Origin of the sequence: Candidatus Kuenenia stuttgartiensis (assembly GCF_900232105.1) — a bacterium.
GTDB classification, from domain to species: domain Bacteria; phylum Planctomycetota; class Brocadiia; order Brocadiales; family Brocadiaceae; genus Kuenenia; species Kuenenia stuttgartiensis_A.
The window spans coordinates 1,774,835-1,795,524 of record NZ_LT934425.1 but is presented as its reverse complement, the minus strand read 5'-3'; the positions used below and the strand labels follow the sequence as shown (position 1 = coordinate 1,795,524).

Below are 20,690 nucleotides of genomic sequence, written 5' to 3'. Positions count from 1 at the left end.
TAATAAATATGTAGTCACTAATATATTGTTATTATCCGACAATATACTTGACGGATAATGGTTGTTATCTGTACAATGGTGGACATGCATATTGTAGAGAACAAGTCAAAATCCGGTAAAAAAATCTATCGATCTACCCTTCTGCGGGAATCGTACCGTGAGGATGGGAAGGTCAAGAAACGCACCATTGCGAATCTGTCGAATTGCACTCCCCTGGAGATTGAAGCGATAAGACTTGCACTCGCACATAAAGACGATCTCTGTGCATTGGGCGCATTGTCAGAATCGGTGAAACTCCATGAGGGTTTGTCTGTGGGAGCAGCGTGGAGCGTGTACCAAGTGGCAAAGGAATTAGGGATAGAAGAGGCATTGGGAAAGGACTTTGAAGGAAAGCTGGCGCTTTGGCAAGTAATGGCAAGGGTAATAGGCCAGGGGTCAAGACTGTCTGCAGTAAGGCTGGCGCAGATACATGCTGCGGGTGACGTCCTGGATATGAAGCGTGGGTTTGACGAGAACAATCTGTACGATAATTTGTCATGGTTGTCAGAGAATCAGGCAAAGATAGAGCGAAAGCTGTTTGAGTTAAGACGAGGAGGCAATAAGCCGAAGTTGTTTTTGTATGACGTGACGAGCAGTTATTTAGAGGGGAAGTCGAATCATTTTGGTGAGTACGGGTATAATCGTGACGGCAAAAAGAGGAAAAAACAGATAGTGATCGGTATGCTTTGTGATGAATCCGGGGAGCCGGTATCAACAGAAGTATTTAGGGGCAACACCCAGGATCCGAAGACCTTTGAATCTCAGGTAAAGAAGGTATTAGAGCGGTTTGGATGCAAAGATGTAACGATTGTAGGAGATCGTGGGATGATCAAGACGGTGCAAATCGAAAGTTTACCGGAAGGGTTTCATTACATAACGGCGATAACCAAGCCGCAGATAGAGTCGTTGATAAATAAAGGGATACTGCAATTAGGATTGTTCGAAGAAAAGCTCTGCGAGATAAAGGATGATGAGGTTCGATATATTCTGAGGCGCAATCCGGTAAGGGCGGAAGAGATGTCAAAGACCCGTGTATCAAAATTACAGAGTATAGAGAAATACATCGCGAAGAAGAACAGTTATCTGAAGGAACATCCTAAGTCGTCAGTATCGAAGGCACTGGAAACAACAAGGGAAAGGCTAACGAGATTGAAACTTGATGGGTGGGTGCAGATAAAAGAAGAGGATAGGACGCTAAAGATAGAGAGAGATGAGGAAGCATTAAAGGAGGCATCATACCTTGATGGTTGTTACGCAATCAAGACTGATCTTGAGGAGAACGAGGCGGATACCAATCTGGTACATGAACGATACAAGGATTTAACGGAAGTGGAGAAGGCGTTTCGGGACTGTAAGACGGTGAATTTGGAGGTTCGTCCGGTGTATGTAAGAAAGGAGGATAGTACACGGGGACATGTGTTTGTGGTAATGCTTGCGTACATGATAATTCGAAGGCTGCGCAGAGCGTGGAAGAATTTTGACTTGACGGTAGAGGAAGGTCTCGCACAATTGACGACCATTTGTTCGATGGAAGTAACAATCAAAGGCCAAAAAGCTAGTTGCCAGAAGATCCCGCGTCCGCGGCAACAATCACATGAATTATTAGAGGCATTACAGATAAAGTTGCCAGAAGTATTGCCAAGCCGGAACATACGGGTAGTCACTAGAAAAAAGCTTGCTGTTCGGCGTAAAAGTCAATAAATATAAGGCTTTTACGGCACTTTTGTTTTTTGACTTGGGGTGAACATCCGTTGCATTGGAGTTGGCGAGGCGGGGTTTCAACGTCATTCCGCAGTATGAAATCGCTGGCAAGCGAATCGATATTGTTATAGAAGGAGGCAACGCGCGCCTGGCAGTCGAGTGTGACGGTGACCATTGGCATGGCCCCAACCGATACGAAGAGGATATGCAACGCCAGCTGCAATTAAAGCGGTGCGGCTGGGAGTTCTTCCGCGTCAGAGAATCGGCCTTCTACTCTAACAAAGATGACGCGCTAAAAGGGCTTTGGCGTGCGCTGGAGGAACGAGAGATTTTCCCCAAGTCATGAAGCGCGAATACAAGGAGAGCATGGGGTCACATCTTGATTAGTGATTATGTGTTTGGATAATTAGGGGGCACTTCCCATATTGCTTGCGTGATCATGTTTGGGAAAATAAGGGAAGTGTCCCTATATTTAAAAACCAAAGCATTCGTAGCGATGTCATTTGATAAGACCTTGCTCCCCGTCTACGAGAATGCAATAGCACCGGACATTGAAGCCATGGGTTATCGGCCATATCGGGTGGACTCGTAGCCGCATCTTGAACGAATTGATGCGAAAACCAGTGCCGCGATACGAAACTCTGGATTTATTGTAGCGGATGTAACGCAGCAAAAGCCTGGAGTCTATTATGAGGCAGGTTTTGCATACGGCTTAGGGCTGCCTGTCATCTGGTGTGTCCGACATGATGACTCGCAGAATATCAATTTCGATACAAGGTAATACAATCACATCGTATGGGAAAATGAACCGGAATTGAGAGAAAAGCTGGAAGATTTCATCCTCGCAACCATTGGAAAGAAAGTGACTTCACCATTAGGTCAACAGGATGCTCCTTACGGCGCGCCCGTTACCCAAGCCGTTAAATAATAAAAATTGCAATAAATACATTGGTTAAAATGTTACAAGAGAAAGACGAATTACCCAATATAAAAGGGGTAGTTGCAGAGTGGAAGGAGTTAATGGAAAATGCTTGCCCGCCACCTGGAAACTTTGAAAGCCAATTTTCATGGCTTAAACAAAAAGACATTTATTCTTCTCAATTATTAAAAATTGAAAAAACAATTGTATCTTATTTTGAAAGTTTGCACTTACCTGATTATCCAACGATATATGATTATCTTGTATTAGGACTTCGTTCAAAAGACATTATTGCCACATTTAATTGGGATCCATTCCTAATCCAAGCTTATAGAAGAAATAAAGATGTAGCAAAGTTACCTGATATACGTTTTTTACATGGTTGTGTAGCTTTTGCAACATGCAATGAGCATGATATTTTAGGTGTACCATCTGAGATATGCACAATATGTAATACAACATTAAAACAAAGCAAACTATTTTATCCTGTTGAAAATAAAGATTATACTAATGATAATTTAATAAAAAGAGATTGGGAAAAGGTTACAGAAAAATTAAAAGAAGCATTTCAAATAACCATATTTGGTTATTCTGGACCAGCCACAGATTTTAATGCTCGTCAGCTTTTACTTGAAAATTGGAATCCTACACCAACAAATAATTTCAAACAGTTTTGTCATGCGGAAATTATTGATATAAAAAAACAAGAGGAAATTGTTAAATGTTGGAAAAATTATTTCCCTCTTGGGCATAGTATTATTAATTCAGATTTTTGGAAATCATCTATAGCTATCTGGCCAAGAAGGACTTTTGAATGGAAGTATTCTGTTTCTATTGAAGGTAAGTTCTTAAGAAATGGAGAGCATTATAAAACGGACTCATTGAAAGACCTTCAAGACTGGTTTTCAAAACTTTATTATTAGGAAAATTTGATATCTAACAAATTGTTCAAGAGGGATTTTGGTTGCGCTGGCGCTCCACCAAAACCCCATAATTTAAAGTTAGGAGTCTTTGTGATCACGAAGAAAATTAACAAGGAAATGGAAGAAAAATTGCTCAAAATAATTTATGAGCGATATGCCGTAATTTGAAAACTTTTATATGTGGATCGTAAATAGGAGACATAATAAGTGTCCGATCCAAGGGAATGGGGGTTCGTAGCGGATATGAACTGTAGCGGCTCAACCACAATTAGTGACGTGTGGTTGTGGTTTAAGTGGCTTTGTTTTTATCCTGGAGATTACTTATTGTACTATTTAATTCATAGTAGGCCAGAATTCGCTGCTTTCCTTGAGATCACGTGCAATAATTACGGTGGAGTATTTTCAGGTATCGTTGTCTTTGTGATTATTATGGCGATTAGATATCCGATTGATAGATACACCAATTATCACAAAAAACAAATTACTGAAAATCAAAATGTAGACTGCTATTATTGCAAAGAGAAAATTAAACAAAATGCAAAGATATGCTTTCACTGTGGGCACTATCAGAAAAAGCGTATCCAGTGGTTTAACCAGTATATTAATCATGTTGCGACGTTCATTTCTATTTTTCTTTTAGTTGTTGCTTATTGGCAATATAATGAAGCAAAAAAAGAGCGTGAAGATGCGAAAAAGGCTTTAGAACATGCCTAACAAGCCGAGAAAAAAATTTCCGATGCCAGCAAAGCTATAGCAAAAGTCCTTCTTGCCCAAAGCACGCTAGAGGCTAGTCTTGATAGCTTTGATGTATTAAAGTTTTTTCCAAAAATTATGCAAAATGAGGCAAAATCGTTGCTCGATACTATTGAAGTTACTCCCGAAGAACGGCAAAAAATTTATGAATCAAGCAACCTCTTAAAAATATGGCAACAAACTATTGATCCAGTAAGAAAAGAAGAACTGGAAAAGGAAATAGAACAGTTACTCAACCAATAAAGAGGAAAAAGGTTGCTTTCCCCATATTCATAAATGTTTTAGTACGGCAAAGAGACGTGTCATTGTTGTGGATTTCAGTTATTTTGAGATAGTTTTGGATGGCAGAATACCAAATCAAAGTAACTGCGGTAGGAATTAGAATCAACGACTATTGCCATGACTACTCGATAAATATGATAGATTAATAAAACTCAACGAGGAGAATAAAAGATATGAAAATAAAAGTTATACTGGAGCAAGGAGAAGATGGTTACTTTGCTGCATATTGTCCATCGTTAAAAAGCTGTTGGAGTCAGGGAAGGACAGAAGATGAGGCATTGCAGAATATTCGGGAAGCAATAGAATTATATTTAGAACCTGACGAGGACTTAACAGAAAACAGTAAACACAAAGTTTATGAAGTGGCGATATGAAACTCCAGATATTATCAGGACGAGAGGTTTTGGCAGCTTTAAAACGGATGGAATTTAAAGAAATTAATCGAAAAGGCAGCCATGAGGTAATTCTGGGGACACCATACTTAATTATTGATTATTGATTCTGTGTTGAAAGATGGTTAAGCTTTCGCTGTGTCAGGATTTTGGACGGTGGAATTCTGATTGCAGATGGTTTTAATTCTGAAGGTGTATAAAGAAAAAGAAAGGAAAAATTGCATGGCATTAACCAGGAAAAAATCAAAAAAGCAGACAGTTACATTTCCACTGAGTGTTTTTGAAACCGCTGATACAAAAGAAGACCTTGAAGACTGGCTTTTATCACAAAATCCTGAGTTTATAAAAAACATGCGCAAAGCAAGACAGGATGATATGCAGGTAAAAGGAAAAGACTGGCAATCCCTCTGGGAAGAACTCTGTATAAAATAACGTTTTTACCCGATGCCGAGGAATATTGACATCGGAAGCTCTGATAAGGGTCATGTGTTGGTAGTGGTTTATACTGAGCGAAGTTCAAATATTCGTATTATCAGTTGTCGCAAGGCAAGTCAGTCGGAGCTGTCACTTTATGAAGAAGGAGGTAAATAAAATGGCACAGCTTGAGAATAACGATATGCGCGCTAAATATGATTTCAGTAGTGGAGTACGTGGTAAGCATTATAGAGCCATGCAGGCTGGATATACAATTACTGTTCATGAAGCAAATGGCACAACTGTTGTTAAGGATGTGACGCCAAAAGAGGGGTCGGTTATACTAGAACCAGATGTTAGAGCGTATTTCCCAGACTCAGAATCTGTGAATAGGGCTTTGCGTTGTTTAATTCCGCTGCTGTCACAAAAGCGTAAGGTAAAAACAAAGAAAGCCTAACAAAGCACTCCACCTGACCGCTATTCCGCTACGCTCCATAGCGGCAGGCGAGCTTGGTCGTTATGCACTGAAGGGAGGATTATGAAGGGGCAATGGATCGGCTACTATCAAGGAAGTGCGGAAGGGCGGGTCATGATCAATGTTGATGAAGTCGACGATCATTACGAGGGAGCCGCGTACTTAAACCCGACCACAAGATGTATTCCCGCAACCGTAGCATACTTGTCAACTATAAACAAAGATCATGAACAAGTTGCAACTGCATATATGATTATATTTCTGGAGTTCGCCAATATGATTCAAGCACTTAGCAGTAAGGCATACAAATAAAAATATATTTCATAATTGCCGTAAAATAATGTGACATTTGGGAAGTCTGATATAAATTTAACCGCTTCAAGTGATAACGGACATGCCAGAAGAAAATGATCTTATCCTTTCCAAAGAATTGTATACCGTGCGGTTTTGGGTAAAGCGCGAGCTGGAAGCGAAGTATCTTCCGGCCCTGCCTGACCTCGTCGAAGAACAACTATTTCTACAAGGTAGGACCGCATGGAATTTTAAATACTCTAATCTAAAGATTGATCCACTCAAGGCGTCGAAGAGAATCTCAATTACTATCTTTGCATTGTTAAAAAAAGAATTTCATCGGTTTTTTGATAAGCATCGTTTTTCGTTTAATGTAACAACTATTTATTGGCCGGATACACGCAAGCTTAAGATAGAAAATATCCAAGCAATTGAGTGCCAACAGCGCAGCTAACACGGCACTGCTGCCGACGCGCGAAAGGGAATTAGGGGACACTTCCCATATTGCTTGCTTGATCTGGTGGAAAAATAAGGGATGCGTCCCTATATTTCAATAAAACACGCAATTTTGTAACACGTTAGTCTTTTTTAAAAAACTAAAGTGTTGCAAGTGTTATCATTTATTGAATTTTCTGGTAAATCTTGTGCCTGTTACCGTAGAAAGTAGTATAACGAGAGAACTTACAGGCATAAGTATTGCCGCAACAAGGGGCGAGATACCTCCGAAAAGAGCGGCTATTCCGCCGGCAAAGTTATAAAGAAACGAAATTACAAGGTTTCTCTTAATAATAGAGAGGGTGTTTTTGCTTAATAAAATCAGGTCTAAAACAGGAGAAACCCCCTCCTTCGTTGAATAGATGTCCGCTGCGACCAAGCTCGCCTCTATGCTGCCCAGAACCGCAATGCCAATGGAACCGGATGACATGGCAAGGGCGTCGTTTACTCCATCGCCTACCATAAGAGCATTCGGAACTTTATTGACTATAGTGCTTTTCTCTTCCGGTGAAACTCCTGAATTGGAGAATTAGGGACACATCCCATATTTCTTGCTTGATCTGGGGGAAAAATAAAGGAAGTGTCCATACTTCTATATTTCCTATAAAACACGCAATCCTTAATTTTATAGAGTTTTTTCAAAAAACTAAAGTGTTACGTTTTTGTTGATATTGGGAAACACGATGAGGCTTACTAATTGCTAAAAAATGGGAGTATTCAAAATTAAGTATGGTGTCGCCAGAATTTGGGAATGTAATATCAGAGTCCTCATTAATCCTAAGTTGGCATAGCCAGAACCAAACAAGCACGAAATCAGTCCTCAATCTGCAATTTTGCCGACTTTAGACTGCTGAGCGCTACGGTACAATAGAAAAATCCAATTCCCTAAGCACCATGCACTTCAACGGCTTTTTACCCACCCCTCAACCCTTATGTTTATACACATCTTTTCCATTCCGTGTTTTCGGTTGCACAGGCCCAAAGGCTTTCCATGCCAATGTGAAGTCTACCATTCGCTGCAGGCCAACCCACATGGTTTTTGGGCCTGGTGGGCCATCGCATTTGCGATTTAAGTATCCTCCCAGACTTGATACCATTAAGGTAAAGTCTACGCGCGATGGCGGGGTTTCGGGTGGAGCTTCATTTTTGGCAATCATATACACGGGTTTCCATTCATCATCCTCTAAAAGCGCTGTACACGGCAAATCCGGGCATTCCCTTCCAAGCATGGTAACAAACAATACCCGCCATGCCACTATCATATAAAGAGCAATACACGGCTTGATACGCTCCGCTGTCTCCAATTGACGCTCTTCTATCTTGCAACCGCTCTTTAATACTTTAAAATACATCTCTATCTGCCATCGGCAAAGGTAATATTCCACCACGAGACACGCTTGCCCGAAGGTGTCTATGGGGAGGCTGGTGAGCAGCAACCATGCGATCGGCTCTCCTCCTCCTGGAGGATTGATCTCTTCGACGAACACCACATTGATTTCCACTTCAGGCATCATTTCTCCTTTGCGATATGGAGGCTTGAGTCGAACACGGCAAGCCTTCACCGACTGTACCACCCTTCGGGCGGAACGGTTCTCTGTTTTGGGAATTTTGAATTCCACCTCTCCCAAAATGGGTTTTCCCGATACCTCCTCCATCAACTTTTTATAGCATCCATCTTCCAGCTTCTCCGGCAATCTTCGGTCATGGCAACCACGAATTATAAACTCCGCCCGCTTACCCTCATCCATGCGCACAGACTCCCAAAAACATTCGTAGATATCACCTTTCCGATCTGAAATACTTACGAGCATTGTGCCGGGGAGTTGTTCGCTTAACTCACAGACTCTACGGTAACCTTCCAGCCAACGATGACTCTCCTTTTCCTCGATAGGCTTTTGTTTGCGCTTGTCATTTTTATTGCGGTCTTCAAAGTCGCGCACCCACAGTTCTGCGTCTAACACGCCCAGACAAAGGCGCTCTGGCGTAACAGCCAGAGTCACGTGGTTGAAAAAACCAATCCGTTCCTGAATACTGAGCGGCCCTGCCCCCTTGAGTTTGCGTCCCGTAAAATCCATTTCCGTCGTGCCTTGAACACAGAGAACCACTTTACGCCCCGCCATTCGCTTGTGCGTTGCGTCCCTGTGTGATGATAATACTTTTTGGTCGGTTACTTTTTCATTATCTAAAAAACGATACGCGGCTATGGTCTCATCCCACCCCTTGCAGGCCGCTGGCACACTTGCTCCGGGCTTGCTACCCAATCGATCCAGCAACGCTCGCATCCGTTTATTCAATCGCTCATCTGAAAAATCCGCCGTTGCAGTTTCCTCGTTTCCCCAGTCGCTCATTGCACCACCTCCGCCAAACTCTGACGGGGATTGCAAACAAGCGGGTACACAAAAACGGCCTTGACCGGAACACCCTGCATATGGTAACGGTCTAACTTCCCTCTTCCCTTTGTATCTCCCAGGTAAAGCCAATTCGCAGCGCGATAACAGACTCCTGAATACCTACCCTTTTCCACAAATGTCTCGAAAAGAACCGGTTCATAGTTATAGGGCTCTAAAAAATCAACTCGTATTCGCCTCGCGCAAAGGGAAAGCACACGGGATGCCAAATTCTTCACCCGGATATTTTGCAATACTAAAATCGCGCGTTGTTCACAATCATGCGTAAACCCTTCTCGCGGGTCAACGCATCCCACCCTATCCACCGGTCTCGTACTCCCACTTTCCATGCCGCTGCGGAAAAACCTATCGCCCCCAAATCTCCACCGTCCCACCTAATCAAATACCTTGCCTGCGCCCCAGGAAGTGGCTTGTAGCCCAGATAATGATACTCATCAATCAAGCTATTCCAATATGCAGACTCTTCCCGACTGCGTACCCTATCCAATCGCAATCCGGTCAGGCTTTGAATGTCTGTCTCCAATACGCTTAGCAGCGGAAGCTTTGCTTTTTGCCGCACCAGTCCTTGGCCATTCCCATGTAATACAGTTTGTATTTACTCAAAGAGATAATTATAATTATTCAGTGTTTCTGTGTTCAGCTAAATTTCTTAATGTATCTTCTCCCTTGCCACAATAACTCTAGCGTGAGTTTATCACAAAATAAGGCATGAAGCAACGTAACATAAATACAGTCAATGCGTTAAGCACAACATCAATTGTATACACTGAGTCCTTGAAGTTTCAGCCGATGTTTGTGGAAATCCATAATGCCTAACGCATTCATCAACAGAGATTCCTTGTCGGACATTTCTTCCAATTTGTAGGTAGCCTTAACTCTCCCTCTGGCCTTTGTTTCTTCAAGCATAGCAGAAAGCCTTATATTATTAAGGGTGTCTAACAGGGTATCTAACGTTCCACTAAATTGTGCGTGCGCTTTTGCCTGATACCACACAATCGCCGCCATTAGGTATCCGAGGACGCAAATAAAAAAATGCACCCTGATTTTCTGATCCGTCCAGTGAAATTGCGGTTTTAAAGCAAGGTGATAGGGGTTCTTGAGATTTCTAAAGGCATGTTCAATTTTTGATTGCCCATAGTAGGCTTTTATAATGTCCGCGGTATCCCAATCGTGATGGTCTGTCATAAGAATCCTGAACCCCAGTTCCCCTTCTATTTCTTCGAGCTTTTTCTGGTCGATTGAAAAATTCAATTGAAACTTGCCTTCAGATACCTCTTTTAACGACCAATCGATAACATCCTTCGCAAATTGACATTTCACTACACTTCTTATCGTATCCTCCAGACCCTCTTTGTCCCGCATCTTTCCCTTTGGATTACACAGATGCTGCTGTAAGAGCTTTAACTGATGTTCTGCCTTTTCCAGAGACTGAGACATTCCCCTTAATTGCCCAACCTTTAATTTCTCGGAAATAAATACGACAACGGTTCTTTCCTGCCCCCAAATAACCCGTTTGTCATGGTACACCTGTATCTTACTGCCGTCAACGTCATATTCCCTGAAATTACACATGGCATCCCCTACCAACTGCTTGTGATGATACGGTGTAAGCGCTCCAACGTAATGCAATGCCAATCTCTCTACAATAGCCATATTGTCCATGGAATTGTTTCCACGATCAAAAACAATAGTGTGCTTTTTGCTGTCGAAACCTAATCCGGTCATCCTGTCTTTTATCGTCTCAAGAACCGCGCTGAACACCTTTGCATCCGCCATGTTCCCCTGATAGGTATGGTGAAACAACGGTATCATGTCGTTACGTGTAACGACCATCGCCAACCCGACCTGCCTGAGATCGTATCGCTTTTGTTTGTTTTTCCCCCGCCGGGCAATAGTGCATCGCAGATTAGTTGTGTCGATATACGTGAAAAAATTGGTTGTATCAAAAAACAGTGTGTCGCTTTGAAGGTTGTATGTTTTAAATGTCTTTTCAATTAATTCGCGCTCGATTTCTGCAATGGATTCTTCAGGAAGTGCATCCATCAAATCCCAGAAATGCTGACTGTCTATTTTACTCAAGCTGTGTCTGAGTAAGTATTCGGCAGTAGTCGTCTTTGCCCAATCCCACCATCCTCTTTTGCTGGTAGGCACACACACTCTCCCCACGGCACCCAACAAGAGGGTACTTCCGGCGGTCAGATTATTTCGAACAGGTTTTTTAGCACAATACTGCCGTGGCGACTTTATATATTTATTAATCACGGAAGGGACGTCCAGGGCATTGGCCACACTTAGCAATGCGGCTACCGCGCCATGTGAATAAGATTTGAGCCGTAATTTTTCGGTAAGACCTTGCAGTTGTTTTAATAAATCGTCTGCCTTGCCAAGATAGGCCAGGACGATGGGCCTGGGCTTGCCGTTAACGCGCCGCGATTCGACAATATACCAATATTTATAACCTCTGGAGTTTTTAGATTGAATGGTAGCCATGGCTATTAGTTGTTAGTGTATACGTAATAGATTAATACTCCGTGTATAATAGTATATACAGGCATATAATGCAATATAAATATAGTATTATTCAGTGTATACATAATTTTTTAGACAAAAAAAGTCGCAACCCGATACAAATCATTGGATTGCAACTTGATGTCTTTGTCTTACACCTTATTTCGTGATAAACTCACGCTAGGGAAACGAAAAAGATGTGTATAAACATAAGGTTATAATATCCTGTTTTCTCAAATTTAGTAACACTTTAGTTTTTTGAAAATTCCAATAATCGCATTGTAGGGGCGAAGCATTTACCGTAAATTGTCATAAATGCATTCAAACCCAAAGGTGGCAAATGCTTCGCATCTACTTTTTCAAAAAACTAAAGTGTTACCAAATTTACTTACTAATTTGTGGTTACCGTTTGTTTATCCGGTTAATAGAACATTACTTGTGATAAAAAACAGCCGCTTCAAGACATTTTTTTTTGCACAGAGAGTTTTTTGCCTTCAATGCATGAGACGAAATTCTTTGGGAGGAGAAAGACGGATTGCCTGTAGATTTTAACACTCAAGACAGGGTAGAAACCAGACCCATTACAATACCCGGCAGATATGTTATTGTGCTGGGAATTTGAATGTTTGTATTAATGTAAGGAAGTCTTCATGCTTGGCGTCAAAAAAATCGGGAGGTGCAAAATAGACGATGTCGCAAACAATGCCCTCTCCTTTTATAGTATAGGAGTCAAATTTAAATTTTCTGCTGTCGAGTTCCCCCAATAATAATGAATGCAGTGCGTCCTTGCCGTCAATGATTAACGGTTCTTTCAATACAATATCCTTGTTCCTTATGCCAATAAACAGTTGATGATTGAGCAGATCGGGTGTGAGTTTTTTATTGCCGGAAGGACTATAAAGCATGACAATTGCGGCAAGGTGCTCTTCATTCCATAGAATGATACCCTCCTTTTCATCCTGAAGGACTTGCCACCCTTCTCTCTGCGAAAGTATTGCATGTTGTCTATCAAAATGAAAAGGATGGTCTTTGTTGCTTAACGAGGCGCATCCGTAAAAACAAAGGGGAAAAAACAACATGAACCAGCAGAAGATGGGATATTTTACTACGGAATGATTCAACGCGTCCTCCTTTCACAGAGGGCAAAGAGTTAGTACCCTAAAAGGTATTTCTTCGCACTTTTGTCAAAATATTTAATGGTAAAATCCGAAATAAATTCAAAATTTTAATTCCACCCAAAGGCTAACTACGGGTTCGGTTTGCAAACCTGTGTAGAATGCGGATTAAGGCGCGGCTTTTTAGCGACGAATCCACCAATAAGAACCGCATACCATTAACAAAAAAATGTCCTTACATTTTAGCAGACAACCGCCACTTTTACTATTCATTTGTAAAGCGGTGAGGCGCTGTCACAATAAGTCTGTAAATAGTGTTGATACAACGGTATCGGAAGCGCTTGTTTATTTTCGTCAGCGTAACAATACTTGACTTACCATTGTTGTTTATTTAACATAGCAAACTATGATTTCAGTAGATGAAGCAAAGAAAATTATTATTGAAAATGTAAGCCCTTTAGCGCCCACAGAGGTGTACTTTGAGGACGCACGGGGTTTTTGTCTTGCCGAAGACGTAAGGTCCGACATCGACATGCCCCCCTTCAATCGTTCTGCCATGGACGGATACGCTGTGATTGCGGAAGATACGAAAACCGCGCCCGTCGTATTAAAAATCATTGAGAATATTGCGGCGGGAGATATGCCTGCAAAGAAGGTATCGCAGGGGTGTGTTTCTAAAATTATGACCGGCGCATCCGTTCCGGAAGGTGCGGATGCGGTAGTCAGGTTTGAGGATACGGACGATACCGGGGAAGAAGACCGGGTAAAAATATCGAAATCTGTTAAAACCGGAGCCAATATTTCCAACCGTGGCGAGGATATACAAATCGGGCAAATAGTTCTTCATGCAGGGATGCAGATTCGTCCACAGGAAATAGGGATACTCGCAACAGTGGGAAAGTCTGTTGTAAAAGTATATCCTGCCCCTGCCGTTGGCATCATTTCTACAGGGAATGAACTGGTAAACGTTGATGAAAAACCGTCTCCTGTACAAATAAGAAACAGCAACAGTTATTCCCTGGCAGCACAGGCAAGGCGAATGAATGCCGGGGTTGAAATACTGGGCATTGCCGGAGATAGGAAAGAAGACATTGTGGAGATAATGACGCGGGGGCTGCAGAAGGATGTCCTGATTCTTTCCGGCGGGGTTTCAATGGGAGAATATGATCTTGTCGGAGATGTTTTGAAAGAAGCAGGGGTGCGCATTTATTTTGAAAAGGTGGCGTTACGGCCGGGAAAACCCGTTATCTTCGGGAAAAAGGACAAAACATTGATTTTTGCACTGCCCGGGAACCCTGTTGCTTCACTGGTTACGTTCGAATTGTTTATCTATCCGGCGATACGGAAATTAATGGGTTTTTCTTCTTTGAGCAGAACAACGGTAGCGGCATTGTTGGAAACGGATATTTCCACGAAAAGAAGACGCCGCGAGTTTCGCCCTGCACGGTGTCAATGGAAAGAAAACACATGGTCTGTTTCTCCTGTTGAATGGCATGGTTCCGCTGACTTATTGGCAACGACAAAGGCGAATTGCCTTCTTATTATTCCTGAAGAAGCAGAAACACTTTCCAAAGGACAATTGATTGATATTATTCTTCTCGATAACCTGTGTTGAGAAATAAAGAAATTATTCAAATTACAGGCCTTTCCTTTTTAACCATCCTTTTTTTCTGCCTTTCCTTTCCTCCTGCAGATTTAGGGTATTTTGCCTGGTTTGCACTTGTACCGTGGTTTATCCTTATTATCCGGGGAAAGAAGCATGTCCTTCTTTCTTCATATCTTGTAGGGTTGCTCTTTTTTTTCACAGAGCTTTCATGGCTGCGGCATGTTACCTATGCGGCGTGGTTGTTATTAAGTCTTTATTGTGCGCTCTATTTCCTCTGCTTTGCTTTTTGCATTCGAAGGGCCGTTTTAAAACTAAAGTTACCCATCGTTTTTGTGGCCCCATGTGTGTGGATAGCTTTGGAATATATACGATCCTATCTCTTCTCTGGGTTTCCCTGGTTTTTCGCAGGCCACACTCAATACCGCTGTTTGCCGGTAATACAAATATGTGACATTACAGGAGTCTCCGGCGTATCGTTTATTATTATTATGGTGAATGCGTATATTGCGTGGTTAATCGCACATTGTTTTCTTAAAGAGAAGGGAAATGAAAAAAATGATGAAATAGCCCTTTGGGTTGGAAGAAAACACGAGTTTATTTATTTATCGTATATTTTACCGCCGCTATTTGTTATTGGGGCGTTATGGTATGGCGTGCATTGGCTTAAAGGTTATAAGCCGTATGACGGACCTGTTGTGTGTCTGGTGCAGGGGAATATCCCGCAGGACGTGAAAGCAGCGCCGTCGGAAGAGGAAGAAGTTGATACGTTAAGAAAATATTATGATTTATCTGTACGCGTTAAAGGGGAACCGGTAGATATTGTCGTCTGGCCGGAAACGATGGTGCCGGGGATACTTAATATCAACCCTGACCTTACGGGAAGAAAAATTGATTATCTGTCGCAGCTTACGGTAGTTCAACTGGCGCAGGAATTGAATGCAAACCTCCTCCTGGGCGGTATTTCACTGGTTCTTTCGGAAGATGATCAACGATATTTTAACAGCGTTTATTTTTATGGAATAAACGGAAAACTGCTGGACAGATACGACAAGATCCACCTGGTGCCTTTTGGTGAATTTACTCCGCTGAAAAAATATTTTCCTTTTTTAGCGAAACTAGTGCCTTATTCTGTTGGGTTGTCGCCCGGGAAAGCCCCCACCTTATTTCATCTTAAGACGTTGCAAAATCAAACCTTTCGTTTTGGAGCATCTATTTGCTATGAAGACACGGTTTCCGCCTTGCTAAGGAACCTGAAAAAGCAAGGAGTGGATTTTATATTTAACGTGACAAATGATGGATGGTTTCATGATAGCGCGGAATTGGAGCAACATCTTGCAATAATGGTATTTAGAGCAGTAGAAAATCGTACAGGCATGGCGCGTGCGGCAAATACGGGGATATCGGCATTTGTGAGTCCTGACGGGAATATATATAGTAAACTAACCGACTCCGAAGGGAGGCAAAAAGAGATAAGCGGCGTTCTGTTAAACCGGATTAAACTGGTTAAAAGCGATAATACTTATTATACGCTATACGGAGATTGGTTTCCCCTTGTTTGTTTAACAGTGACCGGGGGCATGGTTTTATCCTCTTTTTTTAAAAGACTTTACACTTGACATTCTGTAAATAATAAACGTATAATCCTGATTTAATTGTTAACTATTATATTTATTATACTTGCAGAAAATAAGCACTGCTGCGGGGGTACATTTCCAGAGAATAAAAATGCATCCGTTAGACTTTATTTTGGGCTTTGTTTCAACAGATATGGGGATTGATCTTGGTACTGCAAACACACTTGTTTGCATACCCGGTCATGGCATTGTATTGTCGGAACCCTCCGTGGTGGCGGTAAAGCCCGGTACAAACAAAGTTCTTTTGAACGGCAGGGCGGTAGGGATTGTCGCAAAATCTATGCTGGAAAAAGCGCCGAGCAGCATTTCCGTTATTCGTCCGCTTAAAAATGGCGTAATTGCGGATTTCGATATTACGGAAGCAATGCTGAAATACTTTATCACAAAGGTTCACAAGCGCAAATGGGGCGTACGGCCAAGGATATTGATTGCGATACCGTCCGGGATCACTGCGGTAGAAAAACGAGCGGTGGTGAATTCGGCGGAAAGGGCCGGAGCACGCGAAGTGTACCTTGTTTCAGAACCAAAGGCCGCCGCAATTGGAGTGGGACTTCCCGTCGGGGAACCGGAAGCAAGTATGGTTGTTGATATAGGGGGAGGCACAACAGAGGTTGCTGTGCTTTGCCTTGGCGATATATTTACTCACGAAAGCCTTAGAATTGCGGGAGACGAGCTGGATGAGGCGATTGTTCAGTATGTGAGGAAGACTTACAACCTTGACATAGGGCATCGAACGGCGGAACAAATAAAGATATTGATAGGGTCTGCCTACCCGCTGGAAGAAGAATTGAAAATGGAAGTTCGCGGAAGGGATGCAATTGCCGGGTTGCCAAGGGCCACGAATATTGGTTCCGAAGAGATCCGTGAGGCGTTAAAAGAACCCATTGATAAGATAGTGCATGCTGTGAAGGCCACCCTGGAAAAAACTGCCCCGGAACTTGCATCCGACTTACTAACCAATGGTTTAGTATTGGTAGGGGGTGGTGCTTTAATTAAAAGGCTGGATACACTGCTGGCGGAAGAAACCGGCCTGCCGGTGAGAGTCGCTGACGATCCCTTAACTGCTGTTGCAAAGGGTACAGGATACCTCCTTGAAAATCTGGATTTATTTAAAGCTGTTTTATATGATGAGGACCTCCAAACCTAATTTTAACGAGATCTTATCTCGTCCATTCACTATTACAACCCTCGTTCTTACCATTTCCTTACTACTATTATTCCTGCCTCTTAACGTTTCAAATGGAATAAAAATGGCATGTGTAATGCCAGTCAGGCCATTTCAGTGGGCGACGTGTTTATCCAGCAATACGGCAAGTGATTTTTTCCATAGAATTGCATATATTTGGGCGGAAAATGAGACAAATACGGAACGGGAAAATGAAGTTGCAGAGCTTAAAAATAAAATTATTGAATTGCAGGATACTAATTACAAATTACAAGATAAATTAAGCGCAGTTTCTGAATTTCATAAAGAACAAAAAAAAACAAAATCTCACATCATTCCGGCCGACATTATTGGATACGATACCTCCATTTTCAGAAGAAGCATCACTATTAACGTCGGCATAAAACATGGCGTTAAAGACAATAATGTTGTAGTGGCAAAAAATGCGCTAGTCGGGGTGATTTCTGTTGCAGGAGCCAGAACCAGTCAGGTTCGGTTGATTACCGATCCCGCATCACGTATTCCGGGAAGAATACTCCGGACAAGGGACCAGGTTATAATAGAAGGTAATGCATCTCCTTATTGTCAGTTAAAATATGTGCCGCGGTGGACGACGTTAAAAAAATCGGATAAAGTCGTAACTTCTGACGTAGGATCATTTTATATAGCATCCCTGCCAATTGCTACAGTGATAGCGAATGAGACGAAAGGCGGCGCTATTTTTCAAAGCGTAAAAGCATTGCCCCTGGTAAATATATCAAGGATTGAAAATGTTTTGGTAATAAAGGAGTAGGGGAGAAACATTTGATATAAACGGTTGCTGCTCGTTCCCCAGACGAAAGTGTTACAGTAAATTACAATTCCCCCGCATGGACAAGCCGGAAATACGAAACAAATTCTAATAACAAAGTATAAAATTCAAAACAAATCCAAAACATACAACAATATGAAGCATGAAATGCGAGATACGAAAGATGCATTTGTTTAGAATTTCAAATCATTTTGTCATTAGAATTTGTTTCGTATTTTTTATTTCCGGCTATGCCAGCTTAGAGTGAACGATGAACATTGCAGGGGAAAGCACCCTGCATCTTTCTGCAAGGATACGATTGAATATTTTTAAAACATTGCCATGCGCTGGATAACCTTTTTTTGCATACTACTATGTATTTCCCTTTTTCAATCAACATTGATGAATTGGATTAATATTGGCACTGCAACGCCCGATCTTTATTTTTCATTAGTGGTTTTTTATTCTTTTTTTATTGATGTGAAACGAAATGTGGTTACGAGCTGGTTTATTGGGATATCAAAAGATTTATTATCTGAAGGCACCTTGGGGGTTAATGCTATTTTTTTTGTTGCAGTCGGTTTTTTTATATGGTCAATAAGGGGAGTGTTATTTCGGGGACATTTAGTGACTAAAATATTGGTCACATTTATTTTTTCTCTTCTCTATAATGTACTCTATGCCTTACATACTGCAATATCCTGCCGGTCTGCAGACATTTCTTCAACGATATGGATGATCTTTATTTGTTCTTCGTACACGGCGGCCGTTACTCCATTTTTGTTTTATCTCTTTAATAAGCTGCAACCTGCCAAAAATTTCAGATCCACGGGAGAATAACCCATGTACTTTAACCGGAATAAACATATTTTAATACTATTTTTACTCTGTATTTTTTGTATTGCGGGAAGGCTTTTTTATTTGCAGATTATTGAAACCAGTAAATACAAGGGAATATCCAAAACACGCAGAATCAGAAGCTATCCGTTGGAGGCGGTTCGGGGAACCATTTTTGACCGGCAAGGAGATGTTTTGGCGATTGATCACCATGCCTTCGATATCTCGGTAAAATATAAGAAATTACTCTATAGTTCTATCGTATACGGTAACAATACTGTTCCACGGGTTGCGGAGTTAAAGGTGCACAAAGATACAGATAAATCATGCAAGGAATGTCATGCAGACATGGAGGCGTGGATGGATAATTTGTCCCGTGTATTAAATACTTCACGTGATAAATTATTGAGAGATTCCAAAAAGGCGGTTATGAAAGTAGAAAAGTTGAAAAAGAACATGGAGAAAAAATTCGGAAAGCCTGTCCTCATCAAAGAAGAGAACGGATATTATCCTGTCGTTTATGACGTACCGATAGAAAAGGCCATTCAGATTGAGGTTGAAAAGGATACATTCCCGGAAGTGCGTGTTACACCAAGGTCAAAGAGGGTATATCCGAAGCAGGAGATTGCTTCTCATGTACTCGGATATTTGGGAAAACTCACCGGTAAGGAATGGCAGGAATACAGTAAAAAATGGGATAATTTTGTTTTAGATTCCGGTCGTTCAGCAGATGAAAATCCCTTGTTGCTTTATGAAGGATACGCGAAAGACGACCTTATTGGCAGGGCGGGCGTTGAAGCGAAATATGAGGAAGAGTTGCGTGGTATGCGGGGAAAAAGGTTTGAAGAAATTATTTGCAAAAATACTCAAATAGAAAAAATTGTATTGGAAAGGCCGCCCGTTCCGGGTAATGATATTTATTTAACGATTGACAGCAAAATACAGGCGCATGCGGAAAAGGCATTGGGGAAAAACCGTGGCGTAATTATTGTTATGGAACCATGGACGGGAGAAGTAATCGCCATGGTAAATAATCCCCGGTTTAATCCCAACACATTGAATAAGGATTTTGCCCGTCTTAATAAGGATAGTGCAAAACCATTGCTTGACAGGGCGATACAGGGCGCTTTGCCTCCGGGTTCTATTTTTAAAGCAATTACCGCAATAACGGCAATGAATGAAAACAATATACATGCGCATACTGGTTATGAGTGCAATGGCTATACTAATTATAAAAATATCATTTTCCGGTGCTGGCAGAAAAGCGGGCATGGGTTGATAACCATAGAAGATGCCCTTCCCTTTTCGTGCAATGTCTTCTTTTTTGAAACGGCCAAAAGACTCGAGAAAAAATTATTGTACGACGGGGCAAAAAAATTTGGCATAGGCGAGGAAACGGGCATAGATCTTCTGTTCGAAAAAGCTGGAAACCTCCCGGAGATTCAGACAACGGCGACTGCCATGAATTTTTCAATAGGTCAGGGAGCACTGTTAACCACGCCCCTCCAGATGGTTCGGGCGTATGCTGCTATTGCGAATGGCGGTACACTTGTACAGCCGCATGTAATGCTGAAAATAACAAACAAAAATGGGGAAACCGTGAAAACTTTCACTCATAGCAAGGAGAAAAAAATCAATATTCGTCCTGAAATTTTAAACGTTATACGTGAATCCCTCCACGATGTTGTCCTCCGCGGTACGGCGCAAAATAAAGGTTTGGAGGTTTACAAGGCAGCAGGCAAAACCGGGACGGCAGAAACGGGCCGTCCAGGTGATAATCATGCATGGTTTGCCGGCTATGCACCGCACGATAAGCCTCAATACGTTTTTCTCGTACTGGTAGAACATACCTCTGAACATGGCGGTGCAATTGCAGTTCCCATTGCAAAGGAGTTATTATCTTTTTTATATCCGGAATTGGCGCAATCGTCTTAAGGATGAAA

Annotated in this window: 22 protein-coding genes; 16 read left to right on the top strand and 6 right to left on the bottom strand. The window is 41.9% G+C overall.

Features of this window, described 5'->3' with window-relative positions:
• The first annotated feature begins 84 nt into the window (after nt 1–84).
• From KSMBR1_RS08265 to KSMBR1_RS08220, 10 genes are all read left to right on the top strand, one after another.
• A complete protein-coding gene (locus KSMBR1_RS08265; protein ID WP_099326979.1) occupies nt 85–1,740 on the top strand; it encodes an IS1634 family transposase in 1,656 nt (551 codons plus the stop codon).
• A gap of 55 nt (nt 1,741–1,795) precedes the next feature.
• Entirely contained in the window at nt 1,796–2,086 is a 291-nt protein-coding gene (locus tag KSMBR1_RS23335; RefSeq protein WP_099324889.1) for a DUF559 domain-containing protein, read from the top strand.
• Nucleotides 2,087–2,697: 611 nt separating this feature from the next.
• Nucleotides 2,698–3,582, top strand: coding sequence for a hypothetical protein (locus tag KSMBR1_RS08255; protein ID WP_099324888.1), 885 nt, complete (start codon nt 2,698–2,700; stop codon nt 3,580–3,582).
• Nucleotides 3,583–3,825: 243 nt separating this feature from the next.
• Nucleotides 3,826–4,296, top strand: coding sequence for a hypothetical protein (locus KSMBR1_RS08250; RefSeq protein ID WP_157820475.1), 471 nt, complete (start codon nt 3,826–3,828; stop codon nt 4,294–4,296).
• Between the two features lie 138 nt (nt 4,297–4,434).
• Complete coding sequence (locus tag KSMBR1_RS20915) at nt 4,435–4,578, top strand: hypothetical protein (protein WP_172953478.1); 144 nt, start codon at nt 4,435–4,437, stop codon at nt 4,576–4,578.
• Between the two features lie 212 nt (nt 4,579–4,790).
• Nucleotides 4,791–4,991, top strand: coding sequence for a type II toxin-antitoxin system HicB family antitoxin (locus tag KSMBR1_RS08245; protein WP_099324886.1), 201 nt, complete (start codon nt 4,791–4,793; stop codon nt 4,989–4,991).
• Between the two features lie 192 nt (nt 4,992–5,183).
• Nucleotides 5,184–5,441 carry a hypothetical protein gene (locus KSMBR1_RS08240; RefSeq protein WP_099324885.1) on the top strand — a complete coding sequence of 86 codons (258 nt, stop codon included), beginning with the start codon at nt 5,184–5,186 and terminating at the stop codon, nt 5,439–5,441.
• Nucleotides 5,442–5,453: 12 nt separating this feature from the next.
• The gene (locus tag KSMBR1_RS23330) at nt 5,454–5,600 is read left to right on the top strand and encodes a BrnT family toxin (RefSeq protein WP_099324884.1); all 147 of its coding nucleotides are present in this window, start codon (nt 5,454–5,456) and stop codon (nt 5,598–5,600) included.
• 1 nt (nt 5,601) lies between these two features.
• Nucleotides 5,602–5,880 (top strand): hypothetical protein, encoded by a 279-nt coding sequence (locus KSMBR1_RS08230; RefSeq protein ID WP_197705381.1) that lies wholly within the window; start codon nt 5,602–5,604, stop codon nt 5,878–5,880.
• A gap of 412 nt (nt 5,881–6,292) precedes the next feature.
• Entirely contained in the window at nt 6,293–6,643 is a 351-nt protein-coding gene (locus tag KSMBR1_RS08220; RefSeq protein ID WP_099324882.1) for a hypothetical protein, read from the top strand.
• Nucleotides 6,644–6,805: 162 nt separating this feature from the next.
• On the opposite strand, the gene KSMBR1_RS08215 is transcribed toward KSMBR1_RS08220, so the two are convergent.
• The 6 genes from KSMBR1_RS08215 to KSMBR1_RS08190 all read right to left on the bottom strand — a co-directional run bounded on the left by KSMBR1_RS08215 (nt 6,806) and on the right by KSMBR1_RS08190 (nt 12,721).
• Nucleotides 6,806–7,147 carry a hypothetical protein gene (locus KSMBR1_RS08215; RefSeq protein WP_099324881.1) on the bottom strand — a complete coding sequence of 114 codons (342 nt, stop codon included), beginning with the start codon at nt 7,145–7,147 and terminating at the stop codon, nt 6,806–6,808.
• Between the two features lie 460 nt (nt 7,148–7,607).
• Entirely contained in the window at nt 7,608–9,032 is a 1,425-nt protein-coding gene (locus KSMBR1_RS08210) for an IS4 family transposase (protein ID WP_099324880.1), read from the bottom strand.
• Nucleotides 9,029–9,421 carry a Druantia anti-phage system protein DruA gene (locus KSMBR1_RS22895; protein WP_099324879.1) on the bottom strand — a complete coding sequence of 131 codons (393 nt, stop codon included), beginning with the start codon at nt 9,419–9,421 and terminating at the stop codon, nt 9,029–9,031. The genes KSMBR1_RS08210 and KSMBR1_RS22895 overlap by 4 nt, the downstream gene beginning before the upstream one ends.
• Nucleotides 9,328–9,651 (bottom strand): Druantia anti-phage system protein DruA, encoded by a 324-nt coding sequence (locus KSMBR1_RS22890; protein ID WP_157820472.1) that lies wholly within the window; start codon nt 9,649–9,651, stop codon nt 9,328–9,330. The genes KSMBR1_RS22895 and KSMBR1_RS22890 overlap by 94 nt, the downstream gene beginning before the upstream one ends.
• 194 nt (nt 9,652–9,845) lie before the next feature.
• Complete coding sequence (locus KSMBR1_RS08195) at nt 9,846–11,582, bottom strand: IS1634 family transposase (protein ID WP_099323573.1); 1,737 nt, start codon at nt 11,580–11,582, stop codon at nt 9,846–9,848.
• A 620-nt stretch (nt 11,583–12,202) separates the two neighbouring features.
• Nucleotides 12,203–12,721, bottom strand: a complete 519-nt coding sequence (locus KSMBR1_RS08190) for a hypothetical protein (RefSeq protein ID WP_099324877.1) — start codon at nt 12,719–12,721, stop codon at nt 12,203–12,205.
• Nucleotides 12,722–13,121: 400 nt separating this feature from the next.
• Between KSMBR1_RS08190 and KSMBR1_RS08185 the strand changes: the two genes are divergently transcribed.
• The 6 genes from KSMBR1_RS08185 (at nt 13,122) to mrdA (ending at nt 20,682) form a co-directional block, all read left to right on the top strand.
• A complete protein-coding gene (locus KSMBR1_RS08185; RefSeq protein WP_099324876.1) occupies nt 13,122–14,330 on the top strand; it encodes a molybdopterin molybdotransferase MoeA in 1,209 nt (402 codons plus the stop codon).
• Nucleotides 14,324–15,937, top strand: coding sequence for an apolipoprotein N-acyltransferase (gene lnt, locus KSMBR1_RS08180; RefSeq protein WP_099324875.1), 1,614 nt, complete (start codon nt 14,324–14,326; stop codon nt 15,935–15,937). The genes KSMBR1_RS08185 and lnt overlap by 7 nt, the downstream gene beginning before the upstream one ends.
• A gap of 109 nt (nt 15,938–16,046) precedes the next feature.
• A complete protein-coding gene (mreB, locus tag KSMBR1_RS08175) occupies nt 16,047–17,102 on the top strand; it encodes a rod shape-determining protein (protein WP_099324874.1) in 1,056 nt (351 codons plus the stop codon).
• A 103-nt stretch (nt 17,103–17,205) separates the two neighbouring features.
• On the top strand, nt 17,206–17,913 hold the full coding sequence (mreC, locus tag KSMBR1_RS08170) for a rod shape-determining protein MreC (protein WP_157820471.1): 708 nt from the start codon (nt 17,206–17,208) through the stop codon (nt 17,911–17,913).
• 339 nt (nt 17,914–18,252) lie between these two features.
• Nucleotides 18,253–18,750, top strand: coding sequence for a rod shape-determining protein MreD (mreD, locus tag KSMBR1_RS23325; protein WP_099324872.1), 498 nt, complete (start codon nt 18,253–18,255; stop codon nt 18,748–18,750).
• A gap of 3 nt (nt 18,751–18,753) precedes the next feature.
• A complete protein-coding gene (mrdA, locus tag KSMBR1_RS08160) occupies nt 18,754–20,682 on the top strand; it encodes a penicillin-binding protein 2 (RefSeq protein ID WP_099324871.1) in 1,929 nt (642 codons plus the stop codon).
• Nucleotides 20,683–20,690: the final 8 nt, after the last annotated feature.